Here is a 20556-nt window from a genome sequence, read left to right on the forward strand (position 1 = left end):
CCCCCGTCGCTGGCAGGTGCGGCGGGGTGAGCCCCCTCAGATTGTCCTATCTCGATCACTAGCCTCCGGCAGCACAGGGCCAGATTCACCTGGCTGTCGGAGAGATGTTGCATGCCACTCAGGAGAATGATGATGTCCGATTCCGCCGCTGTCACCGGTCTCAAGCAGACCGCGCTTCATGACCTGCACGTCGAGCAGGGAGCGAAGATGGTCGAGTTTGCAGGCTATTCCATGCCCGTCCAGTATCCGCTGGGCGTCAAGAAGGAGCACGAGCATACGCGTGCCAAGGCGGGGCTGTTCGATGTCTCGCACATGGGGCAGCTGATTCTGCGCGGAGAGAACGTGCAGGCGGCGCTGGAGACGCTGGTACCGACGGACATCGTCGATCTTCCGGTGGGCATGCAGCGTTACGGACTCTTTACCAGTGATACCGGCGGTATTCTCGATGACCTGATGATCGTCAATGGTGGCGATCACCTCTATGTGGTGGTGAATGCTGCCTGCAAGGATCAGGACGTCGCGCATCTGCGTGTGGGGCTGCCGATGGAGATCGAGCTTGAGGTGCTGGAGGATCGGGCGCTGCTCGCCCTGCAGGGGCCGCTGGCTCACGCGGTCATGCAGCGTCTGTCGCCCGAGGCCTGCGAGCTGACCTTCATGCATCATGCCCATGTCACCATCGATGGCATCGAGTGTTGGGTCAGTCGCAGCGGGTATACCGGTGAAGATGGTTTCGAGATCTCCGTCCCCGATGCTGAGGCGGAGCGCTTCGCGCGTCTGCTGCTGGCGGCGGAAGAGGTGGAGTTCATCGGTCTCGGGGCGCGGGATTCACTGCGTCTCGAGGCTGGCCTGTGCCTGTATGGCCATGATCTGGACACCACGACGTCGCCGGTGGAAGCCAGCCTGATCTGGGCGCTGGGCAAGGTGCGTCGTCAGGGCGGTGCACGTGAAGGCGGCTTCCCGGGGGCGGACGTCATCCTGACCCAGATCGCCAACAAGGATCACACCCGCAAGCGAGTCGGTCTGGTGGCTGAAGGGCGTGCTCCGATTCGCGAAGGTGCCAAGCTCTTCGACGGCGAGGGCAACCGCATCGGTGTCGTGACTTCGGGCAGCTTCGGCCCGAGCTACGGCAAGCCGGTCGCCATGGGCTATGTGGCGATCGCGCACAGCGTGCTGGACACTCAGGTCTTCGCGGACGTACGTGGCAAGCGACTGCCGATGACCGTGACGAAGATGCCCTTCGTCGAGCAGCGCTATTACCGCGGCTGATGATGGGCTGAAGACAGGCAAGGCTGGACGGGAAAGGGGCTGCTTCGGCGGTCCCTTTTTCTTTGTCTGTGGGAGGCGTCAGGCATCAGGCTCGGCTCTGGTCCGGGAGAACTGGATCGTGTCGTGCGCTGCAGGCAAGTGGCGCTGAGGCACGACGGAACTGGCTGGCAGGGGAGGGGCCGTCACGGCTTTCGAGGCAATCTCCAGACGCAGAAAAGCCCGCCGAAGCGGGCTTTTCTGTGGAAAGAGAGGTTAGTCTCTTTCAGCTAACTCATGATCAGTCGATGATCTTGATGTTAGCGGCCTGGAGGCCTTTCTTGCCCTGGGTGACGTCGAAGGAAACCTTCTGACCGTCTTGCAGAGACTTGAAGCCTTCAGCCTGGATTTCGGAGAAGTGTGCGAACAGGTCGTCACCGTTGTCGTCCGGAGAAATGAAGCCGAAACCTTTGGTGTCGTTGAACCACTTGACTGTACCAGTTGCCATGATCGTAATTCCTTACTGATGATATTGCCGGGAGTTACCCGATATACGTGGGTAAAACAAGGAGGATATGCACCAGGTACCGAAGTGTTTCGATCACGACTGACGATATACGACTTGCTAACCAACGAGATCAATACTGCGCTGCCGCGCCTCCAAGGTCAAATGAAATATCAAAAACTTCGCCTTTGGTCGGGTGTCTCGTGAGCAGATTCTTCTCGAATGGGCGGCATTGCGCCAGTCAGTTTTCCAGATTTCGCAAGGATTGACAGTGACTTGCTTTTATCCCGTTATCCTAGTTTCTGGTCGGTGTGGAACCTCGCCGTATATTGCCACGCTTGAGAGGTTGCCAAGGTGAGGCATCGTCGTGGGGATGGGGCGTGTGTACGGGCTTTCAAGGCAATGGACAGCTTCGCGGATGATCCGCCAGGTCGTCATGCTTGGTGAGGGAAAGAGATAAAAAAACCGGCAGCGATGGCAGCGCTGCCGGTGGATGGTCTTGCAACCATCAAGACTCTCGGAGAGCGGCGATGATGCGCCCATCATCGCCGGAGAGATGGAGTGTCAAGCGATGCATCTGGGCCGTCTCAGGCGTCCAGCTGCATCTCGGGGACATTGTCGGGCACGATGAGCTTGCCTGCGGTCAGGCGCTGTATCTCCTCGACACTGACGCCTGGCGCGCGTTCCAGCAGGTGGAAGGCACCGTCCTTGATCTCGAGGAAGGCCAGGTCGGTCAGTACACGGCGAATGCAGCCGGCACCGGTCAGTGGCAGCTCACACTGGCTGAGCAGCTTGGACTCACCATGCTTGGAGGCGTGGGTCATGGTGCAGATGATGTTCTCGGCACCCGCCACCAGATCCATGGCGCCGCCCATGCCTTTCACCAGCTTGCCGGGGATCATCCAGCTGGCGATGTTGCCGTTCACGTCCACCTCGAAGGCGCCGAGTACCGTCAGATCGACGTGCCCGCCGCGAATCATCGCGAAGGATTCGGCGGAGTCGAAGATGGCGGCGCCATCGATGGCGGTCACGGTTTCCTTGCCGGCATTGATCATGTCGGCGTCGACCTCGTCGTCATAGGGATAGCGTCCCATGCCAAGCAGGCCGTTCTCGGACTGCAGCATCACGTCGATGCCATCCGGGATGTAGTTGGCGACCAGGGTCGGTATGCCGATGCCCAGATTGACGTAGGAGCCGTCCTGGATTTCCTGTGCCACTCGCTGGGCCATCTGTTCGCGTGTCAAAGCCATGATGTATTCCTTGTCTGAAGCGCCATCGAGGTGACGCCTTGCCGTGTCGGGGAGTGTCGTCGCGAGAAAACGGATGCAGGCGGAGCCTTGGCTCAACGCGAGCGAACGGTCCGTTTCTCGATGCGCTTCTCGAAGCTGCCCTTGATGACGCGGTCGACATAGATGCCCGGAGTGTGGATCTCGGCCGGGTCCAGCTCGCCGGGTTCCACCAGCTCTTCGACTTCGACCACGGTGATCTTGCCTGCGGTTGCGGCCAGCGGGTTGAAGTTGCGTGCCGTGTGACGGTAGACGACATTGCCGTAGCGGTCGGCCTTCCACGCCTTGACGATCGCGAAGTCACCCTTGATGGCTTCCTCGAGAATATAAGGGCGACCGTCGAATTCGCGGACTTCCTTGCCTTCTCCGATGGGCGTTCCGTAGCCGGTCGCGGTGAAGAAGGCGGGGATGCCGGCCCCGGCGGCGCGCATCTTCTCGGCCAGCGTGCCCTGGGGGGTCAGGATGACCTCGAGCTCTCCGTCCAGCAGCTGGCGCTCGAACAGGGCGTTCTCGCCGACGTAGGAGGCGATCATGGTCTTGATCTGGCGATCTTCCAGCAAGATGCCCAACCCGAAGCCGTCCACGCCGCAGTTGTTGGAGACGACGGTCAGGTCCTTCACGCCACGACGCTTGATCTCCTGGATCAGGTTCTCGGGAATACCGCAGAGTCCGAATCCGCCGGCGATCACCGTCATGCCGTCTTCCAGGCCCGCCATGGCATCGGCGTAGCGGGTCACTACCTTGTTGAATCCTGCCATGAAGTTCTCCTTGAGCATCTTGTGTTGTCGTTTTGACGGTGATGAGTCGCTGCTCATCTTCCGTGGCCGGCGCCTGGGGCAGGCGTCTGGCAAAGGCTTGAGTGCATCATTGCCGACAATCTGGTGGCTGTATATATTTGATAAGTTTGTTTTTTCTATCCATTGATAAGTTTTCATGAAGAGTCTTGGGGCAGTACGATATCGCCTTGCCCGCTCGTTTCCTGCACAGATCCGCCTGTGGTGCGGGTCAGCGGCGGATATGCACGACAGGGCTGGACGACTCGCGGTGCAAGGCTGCGCAAGCGGCTCTGGCCACCTTGGACCAATGGTGTAGAGGCCGACGGGTCTCCCGGCGACGGGTTGAGCCTGTTTCCCCGAATGTCATCTCAAGGCGCGTCCCCCAGGGACCCCACAGGAAGGATGCCGCATGACCTTGAAACAGTTGAAAGCCTTTGTCGCAGTGGCCAGAACCCTGTCCTTCGTGGAAGCGGGCACATTGGTGCATCTTTCCCAGCCGGCATTGTCGCTGGCCGTCAAGAATCTGGAGGAGTCGTTGGGTGGGCGTCTGTTCCAGCGTTCCACTCGACAGGTCAGCCTGACGCCGGAAGGACGGGCCTTCTTCCCACTGGCTCGCAGGATACTGTCGGATTGGGAGCATGCTGAGGACGAGATGCGCCAGCGATTCAGTCTCGGACGCGGGCGTGTGGCATTGGCTGCCATGCCGACCTTCGCCGGGAATCTGCTGCCAGGAGTACTGGCGGATTTTCGACGGCAGTTCCCGGAGATCACCATCGAGGTCAATGACGTGATCGCCGAGGAAGTCGTGGAGCGTGTCACCGATGGGCGCGTGGAACTGGGGATCTGTTTTGATCCCGGGGTACGCGAGGACCTTGTCTTCGAATCACTCTTCGAGGATCGCTACATCGCGATCATTCCCGAGGGGCACGCCCTGTTGCAGGGCGCTCCCGAGACCATCCATTGGGATCAGCTGCTGGAAGAGGATTTCATCACCCTGCAACGTCCCTCGGGCGTGCGACACATGCTGGAGCGGCGCCTGGCAGAGGCGGGGCTCAAGCTCACCGTCGCCTTCGAGACTCACCAGCTGGTGACCTGCGGACGCATGGTGGCAGAGGGACTTGGCGTCAGCGCGGTGCCGGCGATGAGCGCCGATCAGATGTCAGCGCTGGGATGTCGGTGCCTGGAGCTGGAAGGGCCGGTCATCGAGCAACGGGTCGGCGTGATTCGCCGCGGCCGTCATGAGCTGTCGGTCGCGGTCCAGGCGATGCTGGACACCCTGCGGGCCCGCTATCCCGTCTCGCCGCCGCCCGTGCCTGATGAGGATCTAGCGTGACGCCGTCAATAGCTGTCGGTAGGTCAGGCTGATGCGCACGCCCTCGAGCTTGCGTGGCGGCAGGGCGTGATGCAGTCGGTCCTGACAGCCGCGCCCCATCACCAGCAATGAGCCATGGGGCAGCCACAGGTTGAAGGCAGGGTCCTGTGCGTAGGGGCTGCGGGGGTGTCCCTTGAAGCGCAGTGGCCGCTCTCTTCCCAGTGACAGGGCCAGCACGATGGGGCGGTCGCCAAGCTCCGGTTCATTGTCACTATGCCAGCCCATGCGGTCATTGCCATCGGCGTAGCGATTGGCCAGCAGGCTGTTGAAGTGCTGGTCGATGTGGCGTTCCTGCCCCGGCTGCGCGCTCAGCTCGCGGTTGATGGCGTGACGGGCAAGCTCCCCCAGATGCCAGGCCATCGGACGCCATGGCGCTGGCTCGAACAGGCTGCCGGAATAGCGATAGCGAGCCCCGGCGTCCCCCATCCATACCTGACGGCGAGGGATGGGATGCGTCTTGCCATGCACGCTCAAGCTCGGCCGCTGCCAGTCGAGCGTGGTATCCAGCGTGACCAGTGCCTGGTCGGCCTGCAGGGGAGTCAGAGCGGTTGGCTTGAGATAGAGCGGGTGCAGCGGATGGCGATACCAGCCATGGGCCAGTGTCTGCCAGTCGTCCGGCAGGCCGGCCGGTCGCTGTCCGCTTGGCGGGGTGCGGGAAGGGGCGTGTTGAGGATGCGTGGCGAACAGGTCGCCGGCCTCGGAGGATATCGTCATGAGGCGAGCTTGCCAGAGCGAATTGACTGTCGGCAAGTCGAAGGTGGCCTGCCGCCGACAGAGCGTGCACTGGGCTCAGAGTCCTGTCAGGGACTCAAGACTCAGGATGGCCACTTCAGCCAGCCCGAGTCCCAGCAGCGCCCCCGCCAGCACGTCACTGACGTAGTGCAGTCCCAGGATCACGCGGGAAAGCGCGATCAACATGGCAAGCGGCGTGACGAGAATGGCCAGTTCCGGTAGCTGCTGAGCCGTCAGGCTGGCAAACAGCACCGCATGCAGTGTATGGCCACTTGGAAAGCTGTAGCGATCCAGCGGTGGCATGGTGCATTGGATGGTCGTGAAGGTGATGAAGGGGCGCTCACGGCACAGCCGGGTCTTGAGGGCGCGATACAAAAGGGCGCCGGCCCCCGCCGCCAGTCCGAATTCCAGCATCAACCAGCCACCTTGCACGTGATGGAAGGGCAGGCTGAGTGTCAGCAGCAACCAGACGGGCCAGTCACCGAGGCGCGAGACCACGCGAAAGAGGGTCAGGATCGGCCGATACAGCGCCAGACGTGCCACCTGGCGACACAGCCGCCACTCCAGCAGGTCGAGTCGCTCAAAGACGGGAAGGCTGCGATCGTGCATCGGGCTTCTCCTCGGCGAGGCGTAGACAGGCAAGAAAATGCTCGGCGACCTGGCTCCAGGCCATGGGCTCGACGCGTACACGGGCTGCTCTTCCGAGACGTGCGATACGCGCTGGTCGCTGGCAGACTTCCACTGCCTGTTCGATGAATCTGTCCGGCTGGGTGCAGGGGGCCAGCAACCCCTGGTGGTCATCGCGGATCACTTCCGCAGCGGCCGCGTAGTCGAAGGCCACCACGGCCAATCCACTGGCCATGGCTTCCAGCACCACGTTGCCGAAGGTCTCCGACAGCGAGGGGAACAGGAACAGGTCGGCACTGGCGTAATGGGCAGCCAGCGCCTCGCCGGTCTGGAAGCCGGCGAAGATCGCCTCCGGCAGGCGTTGCTCAAGGCGTTCGCGCAGCGGGCCATCGCCCACCAGTACCAGCGCGATATCCGGCTGCACGGCCTGCATGGCCTCGTAGCTGCGAATCAACAGCTCGATGTTCTTTTCCGCCGCCAGGCGGCCGACATGCAGCGCGACGGGCTGCTGAGGGCCGACGCCCCACTGGCGACGCAGCGCTTCACTGCGATGAACGGGCGAGAAGCGCTGACAATCCAGCCCGCGTCCCACGACCCGGACATGCTTGAAACCCTGTTGCGCGAGAGTGGCGGCCTGGGTGCGTGTCGGGACCAGTGTCAGGTTGGCGGCATTGTGGAAGTGCTTCAGCCCCTGACGTACCAGGGGGCGTAATGCCCTGAGATGATAGTGGGTGCTGTACTGGTCGAAATTGGTATGAAAGCCTGCCACCACGGGCACGCCGAGGCGACGCGCGACCATCAGGGCACTGACCCCCAGCGGTCCTTCGGTGGCGATGTAGATGACGGAGGGCGGATGCTGGCGCCACAGCGCCGTCAGCCGTCTCAGGGCAGGGGCGCCGATCTGGACGGTGTCATAGCCCGGAAGACGGAAGCCGCGTACCTGAAGCTCCTGCGCGACTCGTGGTTCATGGCTGCCGTCGCGGGGTGCGGGCCGCACGAGCTGCAGCTCGCAGCCCCGCGTGATGAGTTGATCGCACAGATGGCTCAGCGTGTGAGCCACGCCATTGATTTCCGGGTGCCAGGTTTCACTGACAAAGGCGATACGCTCCATGACGGCTCCTGATAACCTTTGAACGAAGTATTGGCCATGGGAGTGACGCCTGCATAACAGCGAGGTGACGAAGTGATGACACCCCACGCAGGTGTCGTTGCAGCCGCGGTCACTCCAGCGGGCAATCTCCAGCAGGCAATGCTGCCAGGAGGCAGCGGATTCAAGGCGGTCACAGGTCACAGCTCAAAGATCAATCACGCTGGCCGAAACTGACGCGGGGGCGACAGGCGCGGCATGAAGGACGCCGTGGGCGAGGCATGCCCGACGCTCGTTTGGCAAGGCGAGCCCCTGAAGGGCTCGCCAGTGAGGCCGGCAGCCCCAGTTTCAGCGTTTCTCGAGCAGCTCGCGTGGATTGATCGGCTTGCCGCCATGGCGCACGTCGAAGAGCAGTTCAGGCTGACCGTCATTGCGACGTGCCACGCGACACAGCGGGGTGCCCGGCGTGACCTGCTGACCGACCTTGACCAGTATCTCTCCACACTGCGCCAATACGCTCTGCAGATTGCCTGAATGGTGGAGGATGACCACATTGCCCAATTGCCGCATGTTGTCGGCAAAGCGGACTTCACCGCTGGCCGGCGCGCTGGCGACCCCATTGCTGGCCGTGCGAATCCGCATCGGGGCCAGTTGGCCATTGCGGTTGGTGCCGAATTCGCTGATGACTTCGCCGGCGGCAGGCCAGCGCCACGATTGACGCGGTTTCTTCAGCGGACCCGGATCCGGGCGTGCCACGAGACTGCCGCCGCTGGCACGCGCATTGGAAGCGCTTCGGCTGGGGCCACCATTGAGGGGAACCGAGATCAGGGTGCCGACTTTCAGGTCATTGGGGGGAAGCCCCGGGTTGGCGGTCTGGATGCGCTGAGGATTGGCTCCGAAGTAACGGCCTATCTTCGAGTAGGTGTCCCCGGGGCGCAGCTGATAGCGATAGGGGCCACCGGAGGGGGCACGCTCACGCGCGGTGGGCACCAGGATGCGTTGCCCGACCTTGAGGTCACGGATCTTGACGCCGGGGTTGAAGCGGGTGAGGCGCAACAGGGGAATGTCAGCGTCGCGTGCGATCTGCCCCAGGGTGTCGCCCTTCTGGATCGTGATCCATTGGCCTGCCGGTGAGCCGGAGTAGCTGCCGGTGGCGCAGCCTGTCAGCCACAGTGCCAGGCTCAGCCACGCCAGTAGCCGCAGCGGCGCGCGAGATGTCCTGTGGAGAAATGTCGAGATGGCGCCCACGGTCAGGCGCACAGCGCCCAGCGGCTCGTGGGGCATGTCAGAGTTGTTCAATGTCGTGTCCTGCACGTGACAGTCGGGCATCCTTGTCCTTCCAGACCTGATTGAGCCATTGCTGAAACCGTTCGCGGTAGGCAGCGTCCGCGTGATAATCCCCGTTCAGCATCCAGGGTTCCACCGGGCGTTGCACGATATCCAGATGGATATCTCCCCCCTTGCCACACAGAAACTCCCAGAAGCTCGCGCTGGCGTGACGATAGTCCAGCGTGGCGTCGAGTATGCCTGACAGGCGGTCGCCGAGAATGCTGATCACCTGAGCGCTGCCGCCGGCGCGCGGCCTGAGCAGATGAGTGTACGGGCTTTGCTGTTGATCATGCTTGCCTGACGTGAAGCGCGTGCCTTCCACGAAGTTGAAGATCGACATGGGCGACTGGCCCGCTCGCTCACAGATGCGGCGTGTCGCGGCACGGTCGCGTTCCGCCAGGCGCGGGTCATTGGCCAGTCGTTCACGGCTGTAGCGGCGCATGAAGGGGAATTCCAGCGCCCACCAGGCCAGGCCGATGACGGGGACCCAGATCAACTCGCGCTTGAGAAAGAACTTGGGCATGGGCGTGCGATGATGCAATGCATACTGCAGCACGAAGATATCCGTCCAGCTGCGGTGGTTGGAGATCACCAGCCACCAGCGTCGCCTGGCGGAGCCATCCTTCAGGGCGTCCGGCACGTTGACCTGCCAATGGGGGCGTATCCAGGCGCGAATCCACAGATTGTTGGTGCCGATCCACCCCATGGCGAGACGGTTCAGCCCTTCGAGAAGATGAAGCTGCAGACGACGGGACGGGCTGAGCAGCTTGAGCAATGCCAGCAGGTACAGCGGTACCGACCAGAACAGGGTATTGATGATCAGAAACAACAGGCTGATGACGCCTCTGATACTCGACATGAACGACTCCTTCAGCAGATCGCGCCATCCTAATTCACCCGTGACAGGAAACCCACCCCGCTTGCGTGGAGGACAGCAACTCGACGTTGCGCAAACCGTACGCATCTGATGTCGAATGGTGGCGGTTCGTGAGCTGTGGTGTCATTCGCGCGCCGACTTTCCTGTCGGCCGGTGCAAAGGAAGGCCGGACATGGCACTCGGCCATCGTCGTGAGCATGCACCGCCACTCGACGTCCTCTCACGAGATGGACGCCCTTTCAGGGAGCAGAGCGACATGTGGTTGCAGGGAGTGTTGGTGGGGCTGGCGATCGGGGCCTTCGTGTTGATCGCCATCGAGGACGTGATTCATCTCAACAAGGCCAAGACGACCTTGTTGCTGGGGACGTTCAGCTGGTTGCTGCTGTTCATCTTCGGCCCCGGTGCGTTGGGAGTCGATGACGTCGGTGAGTCGCTCAACGAGAATCTGCTGGAAATCGCCACCTTGTGGCTGTTTCTGATGGCGGCGATGACCTTCGTGGCGTTTCTCAATGCCAAGGGACTGATCGCCAATCTCATCTATCGATTGCTGCCGGGCCGCATCGGTGAGCGAGGCCTGCTGTATCTGACCGGCACCTTCGCCTTTGCCTTCTCCTCTCTGGCCGACAACATCACCGCTACGCTGGTGTCGTTGACGCTGGTGCTGTCTCTGGGATTGCCGCCGAAGAAGACGCTGCGTTTCGCGGTGCTGGCGGTGTTTGCCGTCAATTCCGGCGGGGTGGCGTTGATCACCGGTGATGTGACCACACTGATGATCTTCCTCGCCGACAAGGTGCGTATCAGTGAGCTGATGCTGCTGGCCATCCCGGCCTTCGTCAGCGTGATGCTGCTGGCGACGCTGCTGCTGCCCGGGCTTGGGGGAAAAGTCCATCTGTCGCGTGAACGCCGTCCGACCCGGCGTCTGGATCGCTTCGTGGCCTGGCTGTTTCTCGCCACCATCCTCTCCACGCTGGGCCTGAACGTGCTGTTCGGTATCCCGCCCTTGCTGACCTTCCTGTTCGGGATGTCGATCATGTTCCTGCTCGGGCATGTGGCCGAGCGACGCAGTGACAGCGAAGAGCGCAGAATTCTTGATTACATCAGGATAATTGAATTCGACACTCTGCTATTCTTCCTCGGTATCCTGCTGATGGTGGGAGCGCTCAAGGAAGCCCGCCTGCTGGAAGGGCTGGCACAGCTCTATGACGTGATGCCTGCCATGCAGGCCAATTATCTGATCGGCCTGTTGTCGGCATTGGTCGACAACGTGCCGTTGACGGCTGCGGTGCTCAAGGCGGATGTCGGCATGAACGATGCTGAGTGGTTGGCGCTGACCTACGCCGCTGGCGTGGGCGGATCACTGCTGATCATCGGGTCGGCCGCTGGAGTGATTGCGCTCTCCAAGGTGCGCGAGGTGACCTTCATGAGCTACCTGCGCTTCTTCCCGGCGCTGCTGCTGGCGTACAGCGTCGGATACGTCGGCGCCTACTGGCTGGGGGGCCAGGTCACCGACACGCCGATGGACCTGGGAGTGGCGCTCATGTCACTGGGCTCATTGCTGCGCTAGGCGAGGTGGTTTCGGAGGCTTTTTTCGTGACAGTCAGGCGCTCAGCGGTGAAGTGGTGAATTTTTGATCAATCTGACATCGGTCGCCAGATCGCGAAGCCGATGAGTGGATGTACAGAGATTCTTCACAGCTTTTTCCACAGCTTCTGTTGATAACCTGCTTGCGACCAACGTATTACGGCTCTGAGCCACCAGCAGACCTCATGGGGCACCCGAGCATGGCGCACGACAGCCAGTGGCTCGCGAGGGGAGCCCATGGCGGTGAGTCATGACATGGCTTGCCAATGAAAACGCCCCTGACGCCAGAGGCGTCAGGGGCGTTGCGGCACTACTGCTTGCGAATCTGGCTCACGAATCTGGCTCGTGAATCTTGTCCGTCAGGCACTCAGCTGGCAGAGCGTGTGCTCTGGCAGCAGTTGCTCGGCGGCGCGCTGATGCTGGCCACTGTCGGCCGTTGCCAGCAGGGCCAGCCCTCCCAGCACCACCATGTGCTCATCACCTTCGGCGAATACCATGCGTTGTGCGTGCGCGGGATAGTAGTGGTATTGCAGCTTGGGGTTGATGGGGAGTACGGCATGGTGGCGCCCGCTCTGCGGCGACATGCCGTGCATCAGCATGCCTTCGCAGACAGCTTCAAGCGTTTCTCCCAGCTCGTCGGCGTTGAAGCCCACGTGATGCAGGCGCGGGCCCATCACCGATAGCCATGCCGCCAGCGGGTTGGCTTCCAGCAGACGCTCGAAGGTGGGCCAGTCCGGCATGTCCCATGGGCGGCACGGCGCCAGCAGGTTCTGTCCCTTGCAGTCGTCACGGTGACTCTGGCTGATGAGCGTCTTCAGCAGGTCTCGGTGAAGGGGAGGCAGGCTATTGGCCTGAAGTTCGGCCAGCATGACTGCCGAGCCACCATCCGGCGGCAGCAGCAGATCCACCAGTAGGCCACGGTCGGCCATGGCGTACTGCTTCACGCGTCGATAGCCCTGATGATAGAGGCTGGGACGCAGTTTCTCGCTGCGAAATGGCCCCTGATCCAGTGTCACGAACATCAGATATTCGGGCCTGATGCCATCCGGCCAGATGTCCAGCGCTCCGATATCCGGATGGCGGTGAACGAAGTCCAGCCATAGCTGTTGTAGAAATTCCTCGCGTTGCATGAAGCCTCCTTGACGGGATATCGGCACCCTGTGCTGGAGCGATTATAGGTACCTGCCAGATAAGGCCATTCAACGACATTGTCCTTTTTTTCTGACCGACTGTTCGGAGTGTGAAAATGCCAGTGCTGGTGGCGTATTGCGTGGTTCTCATGGTGTGGTCGACCACACCGCTGGCGATTTCATGGAGTGCTTCCGGGTGGCTGCCGGCTTGGTCTGCCATGGGAAGAATGTTAATTGCCGCATGTATCGGTTACCCATTGTTACGCATGCTCGGGCTGAAAATGGATTTCGGTCGCGTGGCAATTCGCAGCTACGTGGCGGCTGCACTGGGGATATGGGGTGGGATGTACTTCGCCTATATTGCTGCCGGTTGGTTACCAAGCGGTATCATGTCGTTACTTTTCGGCTTAGCTCCTCTGCTATCAGGACTTTACGCGCGCTGGTGGTTGAAAAGTGCGCCTCTTGACAAGCTGCAATGGTTAGGTTTCGCATTGGCATTGGGCGGACTGGCCATCGCCGTCTCGGATTCGCTGGCGCTACCGCCGGGCAGCTGGAAGGGGGTGGTGACCATGTTGCTGGCGGTCAACTGCTTTGCCGCTTCCGGCGTGCTGGTCCAGCGAGAGCGAGCAGGGCTTCATCCGCTGGTGCAGACCGAGGGCGCGCTGCTCGTCTCGCTTCCGCTCTATCTTCTCGCGGCCCTGCTGGTCGATGGTGTGCCGCAGGCATGGCCGACACAGCGCCCGCTGGGGGCGATCGTCTACCTGGGTATCTTCGGCTCGTTGATCGGGTATCTGTGCTATTACTTCGTGCTGGCACGCCTGTCCGCCAGTACCGTGGCATTGGCCACCCTGATCACGCCGATATTCGCCATGAGTCTCGGCGCTGCCCTGAATGGCGAGATAGTCTCCAGCCGCGTGCTGGCGGGGGCGCTCTTCATCGTCGTGGGCCTGTGTGCCTATCTCTTCGGGCCGCAGTGGCGCGCTCGCCTGCGCGGGGGAGCCGTGACTCGCAGCTGAATGGCACGCCAGTGGATGCCAGAACCGAAAACGCCGCCCTCTCGGGGCGGCGTTTTCGGTTCTGGAGCGACAGCAGTTGGCGAGAGTGGACATCAGCCCTTGGTCTGGAACAGGCGCTTGAGCTCTTCCATGGCGCTCTTGGCGCTGGTGACCAGCGCCTCGGGGTCATGGCGGTTCTCGAAATCGCTCTTGAGCATGGTGTCATCCATCTCGCGGAAGGCGCGGACCACTTCGGCGGCACGTGCGCTTGGATAGCCCATGGCAACCAGCAGTTCGTTGCCCATTTCCAGGCTGCTGGCGTAGGTCTCGCGAATCACGTGTTCCACGCCCAGCTCCATCAGCTCCCAGGCATGGTGGCGATTGCGGGCCCGCACGAACAGCTTGAGATGCGGGAACTGTTGTCGAACGGTGCGCACGATCTGGGTGGTCATCCTGGCGTCATCGACCGCCACCAGCATGATCTGTGCGTGCTCGGCGCCAGCCGCTCGCAGCAGCTCCGATCGGCTGGCGTCGGCGTAGAAGATGCGCGAGCCGAACTGACGCACGAACTCGACCTGGGTGATGTTGGGGTCGAGGGCGGTGAAGTTGATGCCCTGGGTCTTGAGAATGCGCGCGCTCATCTGACCGAAACGTCCGAAACCGGCAATCAGTACCGGCGGGGCTTCCTGACCGAAGTCTTCATCGTAGGGGCGCTTGGCTTCGCGCGCGGCACCGAACTTGCGCGCATAGCGATACAGGAAGGGCGTGGCGGCCATGGACAGCGTCACGGCGCTGATGACCAGACTGGTAAGCGTCTGATCGAAGATGCCGGCGGCCATGCCGGCGGTCAGCAACACGAAGTCGAATTCTCCGCCCTGAGCCAGTACGGCGGCCAGTGGCAGTGCCTCGGCAAGCTTCAGGCGTGCGACGCGGCCCACCAGCGTGATGACCAGCACCTTGCCGACCATCAGCGCCAGTGTCAGGCCCAGCACCGTCAGCGGGCGTTCCATGACCAGCGAGACGTCCACCGACATCCCGACCGCCATGAAGAACAGCCCCAGCAGCAGGCCCTTGAAGGGGTCGATGTTGGCTTCGAGTTCGTGGCGATAGACGGTATCCGCCAGCAGCACCCCGGCGAGGAAGGCCCCCAGTGCCATGGAAAGCCCGACCCATTCCATCAGCAGGGCGGTACTGATCACCACGAACAGTGCCGCGGCAGTGAAGATCTCGTGGATCTCGCTGCGTGCCACCATCTTCAACAGGCGCGGAACGACGAAGCGGCCAACGATGATGACCGCCGCCACCATGCCGATGCCCTTGGCGACACCGGCCCAGCCGGAGCCGGTGGAAGCGTCGAAGTTGTCGGCGAACAGCGGCAGCAGCGCCAGCAGTGGAATCACGGCCAGGTCCTGGAACAGCAGGATGGCGAAGGTTGACTGGCCATGGGGTGTCGCCAGTTGTTGATTCTCGCTGAGCACCTGCAGCGCAAAGGCGGTAGAGGACAGCGCCAGAATCAGGCCCAGCAAGGCGGCGGCCGGCAGTTCAAGGCCCAGCCATAACCCGACGGGCGTCAGCAGCGCTCCGCATAGCAGCATCTGTGCGCTGCCGAGCCCGGCAAGCTTGAGGCGCATGTCCCACAGGCGCTTGGGTTCGAGTTCCAGTCCGATCATGAACAGCAGCATGACCACGCCGAACTCCGCGAAGTGCAGCACCTCGGTCGGTTCCGAGATGAAGCCGATCAATGACGGCCCCAGCAGCACCCCGATCGCCAGATACCCCAGGATGGACCCCAGCCCCAGGCGCTGAAAGAGCGGCACGGCAACCACGGCGCAGCCCAGCAGCACGGCGCCTTCCATCAACATGTTCATGTTTGCTTCCTTGTCCAGCTACGTGCGGAGAAAGGCGAATTGTCGCCGCAGCTTGCAAGCGCCGCAAGCGCTCCGCTGCGCACTTTCCCGTTGCCGTGAGTGGCTGCCCTGAGGGAGGCACGAGTCAAGGCACTGGCGAGAGGTGGGAAGCTGGCCCCTTGATTGACGGCGCGCGTGGCAGGGGCATCAGCTGAGCAACTGGCATGCCGGCTGCAAAAAAAGCCCCCGCCATGGGCGAGGGCTTTCCAGGATCAGACAGAAGTCGAGGCGATGATCAGGCCTGCGGCATCAGTGCCTCGTCCTGAACGTACTGGTTGAACTCGGTGAAGCCACCGATGTGGGTCTGATCGACGAAGATCTGCGGCACGGTTTCCACCGGCTTGCCGATGGTCTTTTCCATGTCGGCCTTGGTGATGCCCTCGGCGTGGATGTCGATGTAACGGAAATCGAAATCATCGCGCTTGGCGGTAAGTTCTTCCGCGAGTTCCTTGGCGCGGACGCAGAACGGGCAACCCGGACGACCGAAGATGACTGCCAGCATGAGATTCTCCTTGGAGGGTACGTGATACTCGTCAAGCCCACCGTGACGTGATGTTCGTAGGCTTCCGGCAGAACCGGTGAGTCAATGGATGGATGCCATTGTGCTTGAGCCTCACCGGGTTTGCCAATTGAGCGGCACTAATTGGGTGATTGCGACACTCAATCATTGCCGGCGTGTATCACCCCATCAACAGCAGGTTGGCCCCGAAACCGCCGACCATGAGCAACACGAACAGGATCAGTGCCAGCAGGAATGGCTTCATGCCCAGTGAGCGCAGGCGATCCATGCGTGTCTCGACCCCGAGTCCCGCCATCGCCATGGTCAGGGCGACGCTCCCCAGCACGGACAGGTTGGCGTGCAGGGCGGCAGGAATCTCGCCGGTGCTGTTGATCCCGGCCATGGCGATGAAACCGAGGGCGAACCAGGGAATGGTCATGCTGCCGCCGGCATCGCGGTCATCCCCCTCGCTGCGGCTGCGCATGGCCCACAGCTTGGGCAGCAGGAGCAGGAAGGGGACCAGCATCATCACGCGCATCAACTTGACGATCAGGGCATTGGCCAGGGCATCCGGGCCTACCGCCTCACCTGCCGCCACGACCTGAGCGACCTCGTGAATGGTCGAGCCGATGTAGATGCCGAACAGCCCCTCATGCATGCCGGTCAACGGGTAGAGCAAGGGGTAGGCCAGCATGGCCAGCGAGCCGAACAGTACCACCGTGGCCACGGCCATGGCGGTGGCTGCCGGGCGTGCCTTGATCATGGATTCCGTCGCCAGCACGGCCGCGGCGCCGCAGATGGCAGAGCCAGCACTCGTCAGCAAGGCGGTATCGCGATCCAGGCCCAGCCAGCGCGTGCCCAGGAAATAGCCGCAGCTCAACACGGCGGCGATGACGATGACATCCAGCACGACCACGCTCCACCCCAGGCCGAGAATCTGCTGCAAGGTGATCGACAGTCCGAACAGGATGATGCCGAGTCGCAGTAGCTTCTTGGTCGCGACATGCAGCCCTGGTGCCAGTGCCCGGGCATGTCGGCTAGTGACGGGCAGGTTGCCGACCACGATGCCGCACAGCAGCGCGAAGACCAGCGGACTGACGCCGGTCGCGGCGAGGGTCGGAATGGCGTGCAGCCCCAGCCCCGCCAGTGTCAGCCCGCCGCACAGCGCGAGTCCCGGCACCATTCGGCGCAGCCGTTCCGTGACAGGGGGGGCAGTCAGCGTCTGTGCGTCCATTGGCTTTCTCCTTGGTGGGCGTGTCGGGTCAGGTCTTGTCGCGTGAAGATCTTGAGTGCTTGTGAGGACGTTGCATGCTTAGTGCTTCTGGTTTGATGAATAGTTTATGCAGGAATATCATTGGGAAGTTAGTCGATTATTCCTTTACCACTTACCGGAAAAACCGATATGCAGATCCATATCACCCTGCGCCAATTACAGGTCTTTGTCGCCGTGACTCGCCAGGGCTCGGTCAGTGGTGCCGCCCGAGAGATAGGGCTTTCGCAATCGGCGGCGAGCCAGGCGCTTTCAGAGCTGGAACGCCATCTTGACGTCGCGCTGTTCGAGCGACTCGGGCGCCGGTTGGCCCTCAATGCCAATGGCCGTCGTCTGCTGGCGCGTGCCGAACAGCTGCTGGAACAGACCCATGCACTGGAGCTGGAGGCCCGTGAGCCCGGGCTGGAGGAGGGGGTCCTGCGAGGCGAGCTGGAAATCGCCGCCAGCGCGACCATCGGGACCTGGCTGTTGCCCGGCCTGGCAGGGGCCTTCATGCGTGAAAACCCCGGGACCGAGCTCAACCTGCGCCTGCGCAATACCCATCAGGTGGTGGAGGCGGTGCTCAACTACGATGCCGAGCTGGGGCTGATCGAAGGGGATTGTCACGCGCCACGCCTGATGAGCCAGACCTGGCGTGAGGATGAACTGGTAGTGGTGGCGCCGCCGTCCCACCCGCTGGCGATACGTGCAACGGCACTCGATGACGAGGATCTGGCCAATGCCGACTGGATTCTGCGAGAGGGAGGGTCGGGCACGCGGGCGGTCTTCGAACGTGCACTGCATGGGCGAATCGAGCGTCTCAAGGTGCGCATGGAGCTGGGGCAGCATGAGGCCATCAAGCAGGCTGTGTTTGCCGGCCTCGGGTTGGGCTGCCTTTCGCGCCTGTCTGTGGATGCGGAGCTGTCACGCGGGGAGCTGGTCGTGCTGGAGACGCCCCAGCTCAACCTCAAGCGGCATTTTTCCATGCTCTGGCATCCGGAGCGCTATCGAAGCCCCCTGTGGCAGGCGGTCAAGGTCTATCTGGAAGCCAGTCCGCGGTGAGCCGCGCGGCGGCTTGATAGTCTGCTAACATGAGCGTTTTCTGACACTCGGCCACGAGGTTGCCGCTTCGCACTGGCGCGTGCCATCGCGGGCGATGCGTGAGGGTCGGGAGCGTCTGAGGGTCTGTCTAGCGTCCATGGAGATGATGATGAGCACTGCGACAAGCACGACGGTCGAGCTTTTCTACAACGAGAGTGATGCCCGTGAAGCCGCACAGGGCAATGAGGCGGGTGAGCAGGATGCGACGCCGCTGGTGATTCTGCATGGTCTGTTCGGGAGCGCGGACAACTGGCGCTCGCATATCAAGTTCTGGTCGCAGTCGCGTCGCGTCATCGCGGTGGATCTGCGCAATCATGGTCGCAGCCCGCATGTGGCGGGCATGAGCTACCCGGAGCAGGCCGCTGACGTGATCGCTCTGCTCGATCAGCTCGATATCCCCACCTGTGATCTCATGGGGCACTCCATGGGGGGCAAGGTGGCCATGCAGGTCGCACTGCAGGCACCTGAACGACTGCGCAGTCTCGTGGTGGCGGACATCGCGCCCATCGCCTACGGACACGGGCACGATGAGATATTCGCGGCCTTCGAGGCCGTGCGTGAGGCGCGTCCTGCCTCGCGCAAGGACGCTGACAACGTGATGGCACGCCATGTGGAAACGCCGGCTATCCGTCAGTTCCTCGCCACCAACCTGGTGCGCGATGAGGACGGCAGTATGGGCTGGCGAGTCGGGCTCGATCACATCGCGGCGGGTTACCCCCAGATCGTCGAGGCGCCTCAGGCACACGGCGAGGTGGAACTGCCGGCCCTGCTGCTGTGGGGCGAACGTTCCAATTACGTGCAGGCCGACGGGCTCCAGGCAATGCGTGAGCGCTTCCCGCGCCTGGAAGATGCCTCGCTGGATGCCGGCCACTGGCTGCATGCCGAGCGAGCGAGCGAGTTCCAGCAAGCCGTCGAGACGTTTCTTGAACGCGTCGCACGCGCTTGAGCGGCTCACGTCATACGCCTGCGCCGTTGTCGGCGCCCCGCGTGCCTGACGAAGACGGCACGATACCGGTGACGCGTCACGAGCGTCTGGTGATCGCGCTGGTCACGCTGCTGCAGTTCGCCGTCATCATGGGTTTCACCATGGTGATGGCATTGGGGCCGGATTTCGCGCAGTCGCTGGGCATTCCGCTGGACCACCTGGGCTACATCGTCGGCAGCTACCCGCTGGCGGCGGCGGTGGGTACCTTGCTGTGGACGCGGCATGCGGATCGTTTCGATCGTCGCTGGGCCGTGCTGGGCTTTCTGTTCGGTGCTGCGCTGTGTCATCTGATCGCGAGCTTCGCCACCGGATTCGAGACGCTGCTGGCCGCGCGCATGCTGGGCGGGCTGTTCGGTGGGCCGGCGGCGGCCACGGCACTGGCCATCGTGATCGATGTCGTGCCGGGAATCCGGCGTGGGCGCGCCATGGGGATGGTGATGGGGGCCTTCTCGGTGGCCTCGGTGCTGGGGCTGCCCTTCGCGCTGTGGTTGTCCGAAGGCTTTGGCTGGCAGGCGCCGTTCCGGGCCGTTGCGCTGCTGGCGTTGCTGGTCTGCGGGTTGCTGGCCTGGGTGCTGCCGCCGATCCGGGGGCATCTGGACAATCCTCGCAGTCGCGCCGGTACCTCCATCGCCACCATTCTCGCGCAGCCGAATCACCGGCTCGGGCTGGCGCTGATCGCCACCGCGATGTTCAGCAACTTCCTGGTGATTCCCAATCTCTCCAGCTATCTGCTGTTCAATCTCGATCTGCCTCGCGAGGATCTCGGCGGGCTCTACATGATCGGAGGCGGACTGTCGCTGGTGGGCATGCAGCTGACCGGGCGGCTGTGTGATCGCTTCGGCAGTGTCTGGCCCGGCACCATTACCTGTCTGCTGACGGCGCTGGTGGGCTGGGCCTTCCTGCTTCATTCGCCGGGGCCGTCGCTGGTGTGGGTGGGGTTTGGTGCCTACATGCTGTTCTCCTCGGCGCGGCGGGTGGCACAGAACACGCTCAACAGCTTCATTCCTGCCGAGCACGAGCGGGCCGCCTTCACCAGCACCCAGAGCGCCGTTCAGCACCTGAGTTCTGCCGCGGGCAGTTATCTCGGGGCGGCGCTGCTGGTCAGCTCGCCGGGTGGCGCCCTTGAGGGCATGCCATTGCTCGTGGCGGTGCTGGTGGTCGCGTTGGTGATCCAGCCTGTGCTGATGGCGTGGCTGGCGCGGCGTCTGGTCAGGCGGGCGTCAGCCGGCAGTCCGGTGGATGGCAGGCGCTGACAGGAAGGTCTTGGGAGGCTAGG

At 62.6% G+C, this 20556-nt stretch carries 19 protein-coding genes; 7 read left to right on the forward strand and 12 right to left on the reverse strand.

Annotated features, from left to right (window positions below):
- Positions 1–132 precede the first annotated feature (132 nt).
- Positions 133–1266, forward strand: coding sequence for a glycine cleavage system aminomethyltransferase GcvT (gene gcvT / locus PJK54_RS01160; protein ID WP_271302002.1), 1134 nt, complete (start codon positions 133–135; stop codon positions 1264–1266).
- 277 nt (positions 1267–1543) lie between these two features.
- Here the strand turns inward: gcvT and PJK54_RS01165 are convergent, their stop codons facing one another.
- The 3 genes from PJK54_RS01165 to PJK54_RS01175 all read right to left on the reverse strand — a co-directional run bounded on the left by PJK54_RS01165 (position 1544) and on the right by PJK54_RS01175 (position 3791).
- Positions 1544–1750: a cold-shock protein gene (locus PJK54_RS01165; protein WP_077372737.1), complete on the reverse strand. Its 207-nt coding sequence runs from the start codon at positions 1748–1750 to the stop codon at positions 1544–1546.
- A gap of 584 nt (positions 1751–2334) precedes the next feature.
- The gene (locus PJK54_RS01170) at positions 2335–2997 is read right to left on the reverse strand and encodes a 3-oxoacid CoA-transferase subunit B (protein WP_084209001.1); all 663 of its coding nucleotides are present in this window, start codon (positions 2995–2997) and stop codon (positions 2335–2337) included.
- 92 nt (positions 2998–3089) lie between these two features.
- Positions 3090–3791: a CoA transferase subunit A gene (locus PJK54_RS01175; RefSeq protein ID WP_077373240.1), complete on the reverse strand. Its 702-nt coding sequence runs from the start codon at positions 3789–3791 to the stop codon at positions 3090–3092.
- Positions 3792–4218: 427 nt separating this feature from the next.
- Between PJK54_RS01175 and PJK54_RS01180 the strand changes: the two genes are divergently transcribed.
- Entirely contained in the window at positions 4219–5142 is a 924-nt protein-coding gene (locus tag PJK54_RS01180; RefSeq protein ID WP_084209000.1) for a LysR family transcriptional regulator, read from the forward strand.
- On the opposite strand, the gene PJK54_RS01185 is transcribed toward PJK54_RS01180, so the two are convergent.
- The 5 genes from PJK54_RS01185 to PJK54_RS01205 all read right to left on the reverse strand — a co-directional run bounded on the left by PJK54_RS01185 (position 5134) and on the right by PJK54_RS01205 (position 9815).
- Positions 5134–5895: an alpha-ketoglutarate-dependent dioxygenase AlkB family protein gene (locus PJK54_RS01185; protein WP_084208999.1), complete on the reverse strand. Its 762-nt coding sequence runs from the start codon at positions 5893–5895 to the stop codon at positions 5134–5136. The two genes, PJK54_RS01180 and PJK54_RS01185, sit on opposite strands and share 9 nt — an antisense overlap.
- A 75-nt stretch (positions 5896–5970) precedes the next feature.
- Complete coding sequence (locus tag PJK54_RS01190) at positions 5971–6522, reverse strand: phosphatase PAP2 family protein (protein WP_077372749.1); 552 nt, start codon at positions 6520–6522, stop codon at positions 5971–5973.
- Entirely contained in the window at positions 6494–7651 is a 1158-nt protein-coding gene (locus PJK54_RS01195) for a glycosyltransferase family 4 protein (protein WP_084208998.1), read from the reverse strand. Before PJK54_RS01195 ends, PJK54_RS01190 begins: the two co-directional genes overlap by 29 nt.
- A gap of 324 nt (positions 7652–7975) precedes the next feature.
- Positions 7976–8926: a LysM peptidoglycan-binding domain-containing protein gene (locus PJK54_RS01200; protein ID WP_271302003.1), complete on the reverse strand. Its 951-nt coding sequence runs from the start codon at positions 8924–8926 to the stop codon at positions 7976–7978.
- The gene (locus PJK54_RS01205; protein ID WP_176493044.1) at positions 8913–9815 is read right to left on the reverse strand and encodes an acyltransferase; all 903 of its coding nucleotides are present in this window, start codon (positions 9813–9815) and stop codon (positions 8913–8915) included. The genes PJK54_RS01200 and PJK54_RS01205 overlap by 14 nt, the downstream gene beginning before the upstream one ends.
- A gap of 274 nt (positions 9816–10089) precedes the next feature.
- Between PJK54_RS01205 and nhaD the strand changes: the two genes are divergently transcribed.
- A complete protein-coding gene (gene nhaD, locus PJK54_RS01210; protein ID WP_271302004.1) occupies positions 10090–11397 on the forward strand; it encodes a sodium:proton antiporter NhaD in 1308 nt (435 codons plus the stop codon).
- Positions 11398–11773: 376 nt separating this feature from the next.
- Here the strand turns inward: nhaD and PJK54_RS01215 are convergent, their stop codons facing one another.
- A complete protein-coding gene (locus PJK54_RS01215; RefSeq protein ID WP_077372760.1) occupies positions 11774–12544 on the reverse strand; it encodes a DUF1338 family protein in 771 nt (256 codons plus the stop codon).
- Positions 12545–12660: 116 nt separating this feature from the next.
- Between PJK54_RS01215 and PJK54_RS01220 the strand changes: the two genes are divergently transcribed.
- Positions 12661–13560: a DMT family transporter gene (locus PJK54_RS01220; protein ID WP_077372763.1), complete on the forward strand. Its 900-nt coding sequence runs from the start codon at positions 12661–12663 to the stop codon at positions 13558–13560.
- A 92-nt stretch (positions 13561–13652) separates the two neighbouring features.
- Here PJK54_RS01220 and PJK54_RS01225 read toward each other — a convergent pair whose 3' ends face one another.
- The 3 genes from PJK54_RS01225 to PJK54_RS01235 all read right to left on the reverse strand — a co-directional run bounded on the left by PJK54_RS01225 (position 13653) and on the right by PJK54_RS01235 (position 17179).
- Positions 13653–15407 carry a monovalent cation:proton antiporter-2 (CPA2) family protein gene (locus PJK54_RS01225; RefSeq protein ID WP_077372766.1) on the reverse strand — a complete coding sequence of 585 codons (1755 nt, stop codon included), beginning with the start codon at positions 15405–15407 and terminating at the stop codon, positions 13653–13655.
- A gap of 274 nt (positions 15408–15681) precedes the next feature.
- Positions 15682–15948 carry a GrxA family glutaredoxin gene (locus PJK54_RS01230; RefSeq protein WP_077372769.1) on the reverse strand — a complete coding sequence of 89 codons (267 nt, stop codon included), beginning with the start codon at positions 15946–15948 and terminating at the stop codon, positions 15682–15684.
- A gap of 178 nt (positions 15949–16126) precedes the next feature.
- Entirely contained in the window at positions 16127–17179 is a 1053-nt protein-coding gene (locus PJK54_RS01235) for a YeiH family protein (protein ID WP_240499556.1), read from the reverse strand.
- 168 nt (positions 17180–17347) lie between these two features.
- On the opposite strand from PJK54_RS01235, the gene PJK54_RS01240 reads away from it, so the two are divergent.
- The 3 genes from PJK54_RS01240 (at position 17348) to PJK54_RS01250 (ending at position 20533) form a co-directional block, all read left to right on the forward strand.
- Positions 17348–18256, forward strand: coding sequence for a LysR substrate-binding domain-containing protein (locus PJK54_RS01240; RefSeq protein WP_271302005.1), 909 nt, complete (start codon positions 17348–17350; stop codon positions 18254–18256).
- Positions 18257–18404: 148 nt separating this feature from the next.
- Positions 18405–19241 carry an alpha/beta fold hydrolase gene (locus tag PJK54_RS01245; protein ID WP_077372775.1) on the forward strand — a complete coding sequence of 279 codons (837 nt, stop codon included), beginning with the start codon at positions 18405–18407 and terminating at the stop codon, positions 19239–19241.
- Between the two features lie 41 nt (positions 19242–19282).
- A complete protein-coding gene (locus tag PJK54_RS01250; RefSeq protein WP_271302006.1) occupies positions 19283–20533 on the forward strand; it encodes an MFS transporter in 1251 nt (416 codons plus the stop codon).
- The last annotated feature ends 23 nt before the right edge of the window (positions 20534–20556 follow it).

This window comes from Cobetia sp. MMG027 (assembly GCF_027947415.1).
Taxonomy (GTDB): domain Bacteria; phylum Pseudomonadota; class Gammaproteobacteria; order Pseudomonadales; family Halomonadaceae; genus Cobetia; species Cobetia marina.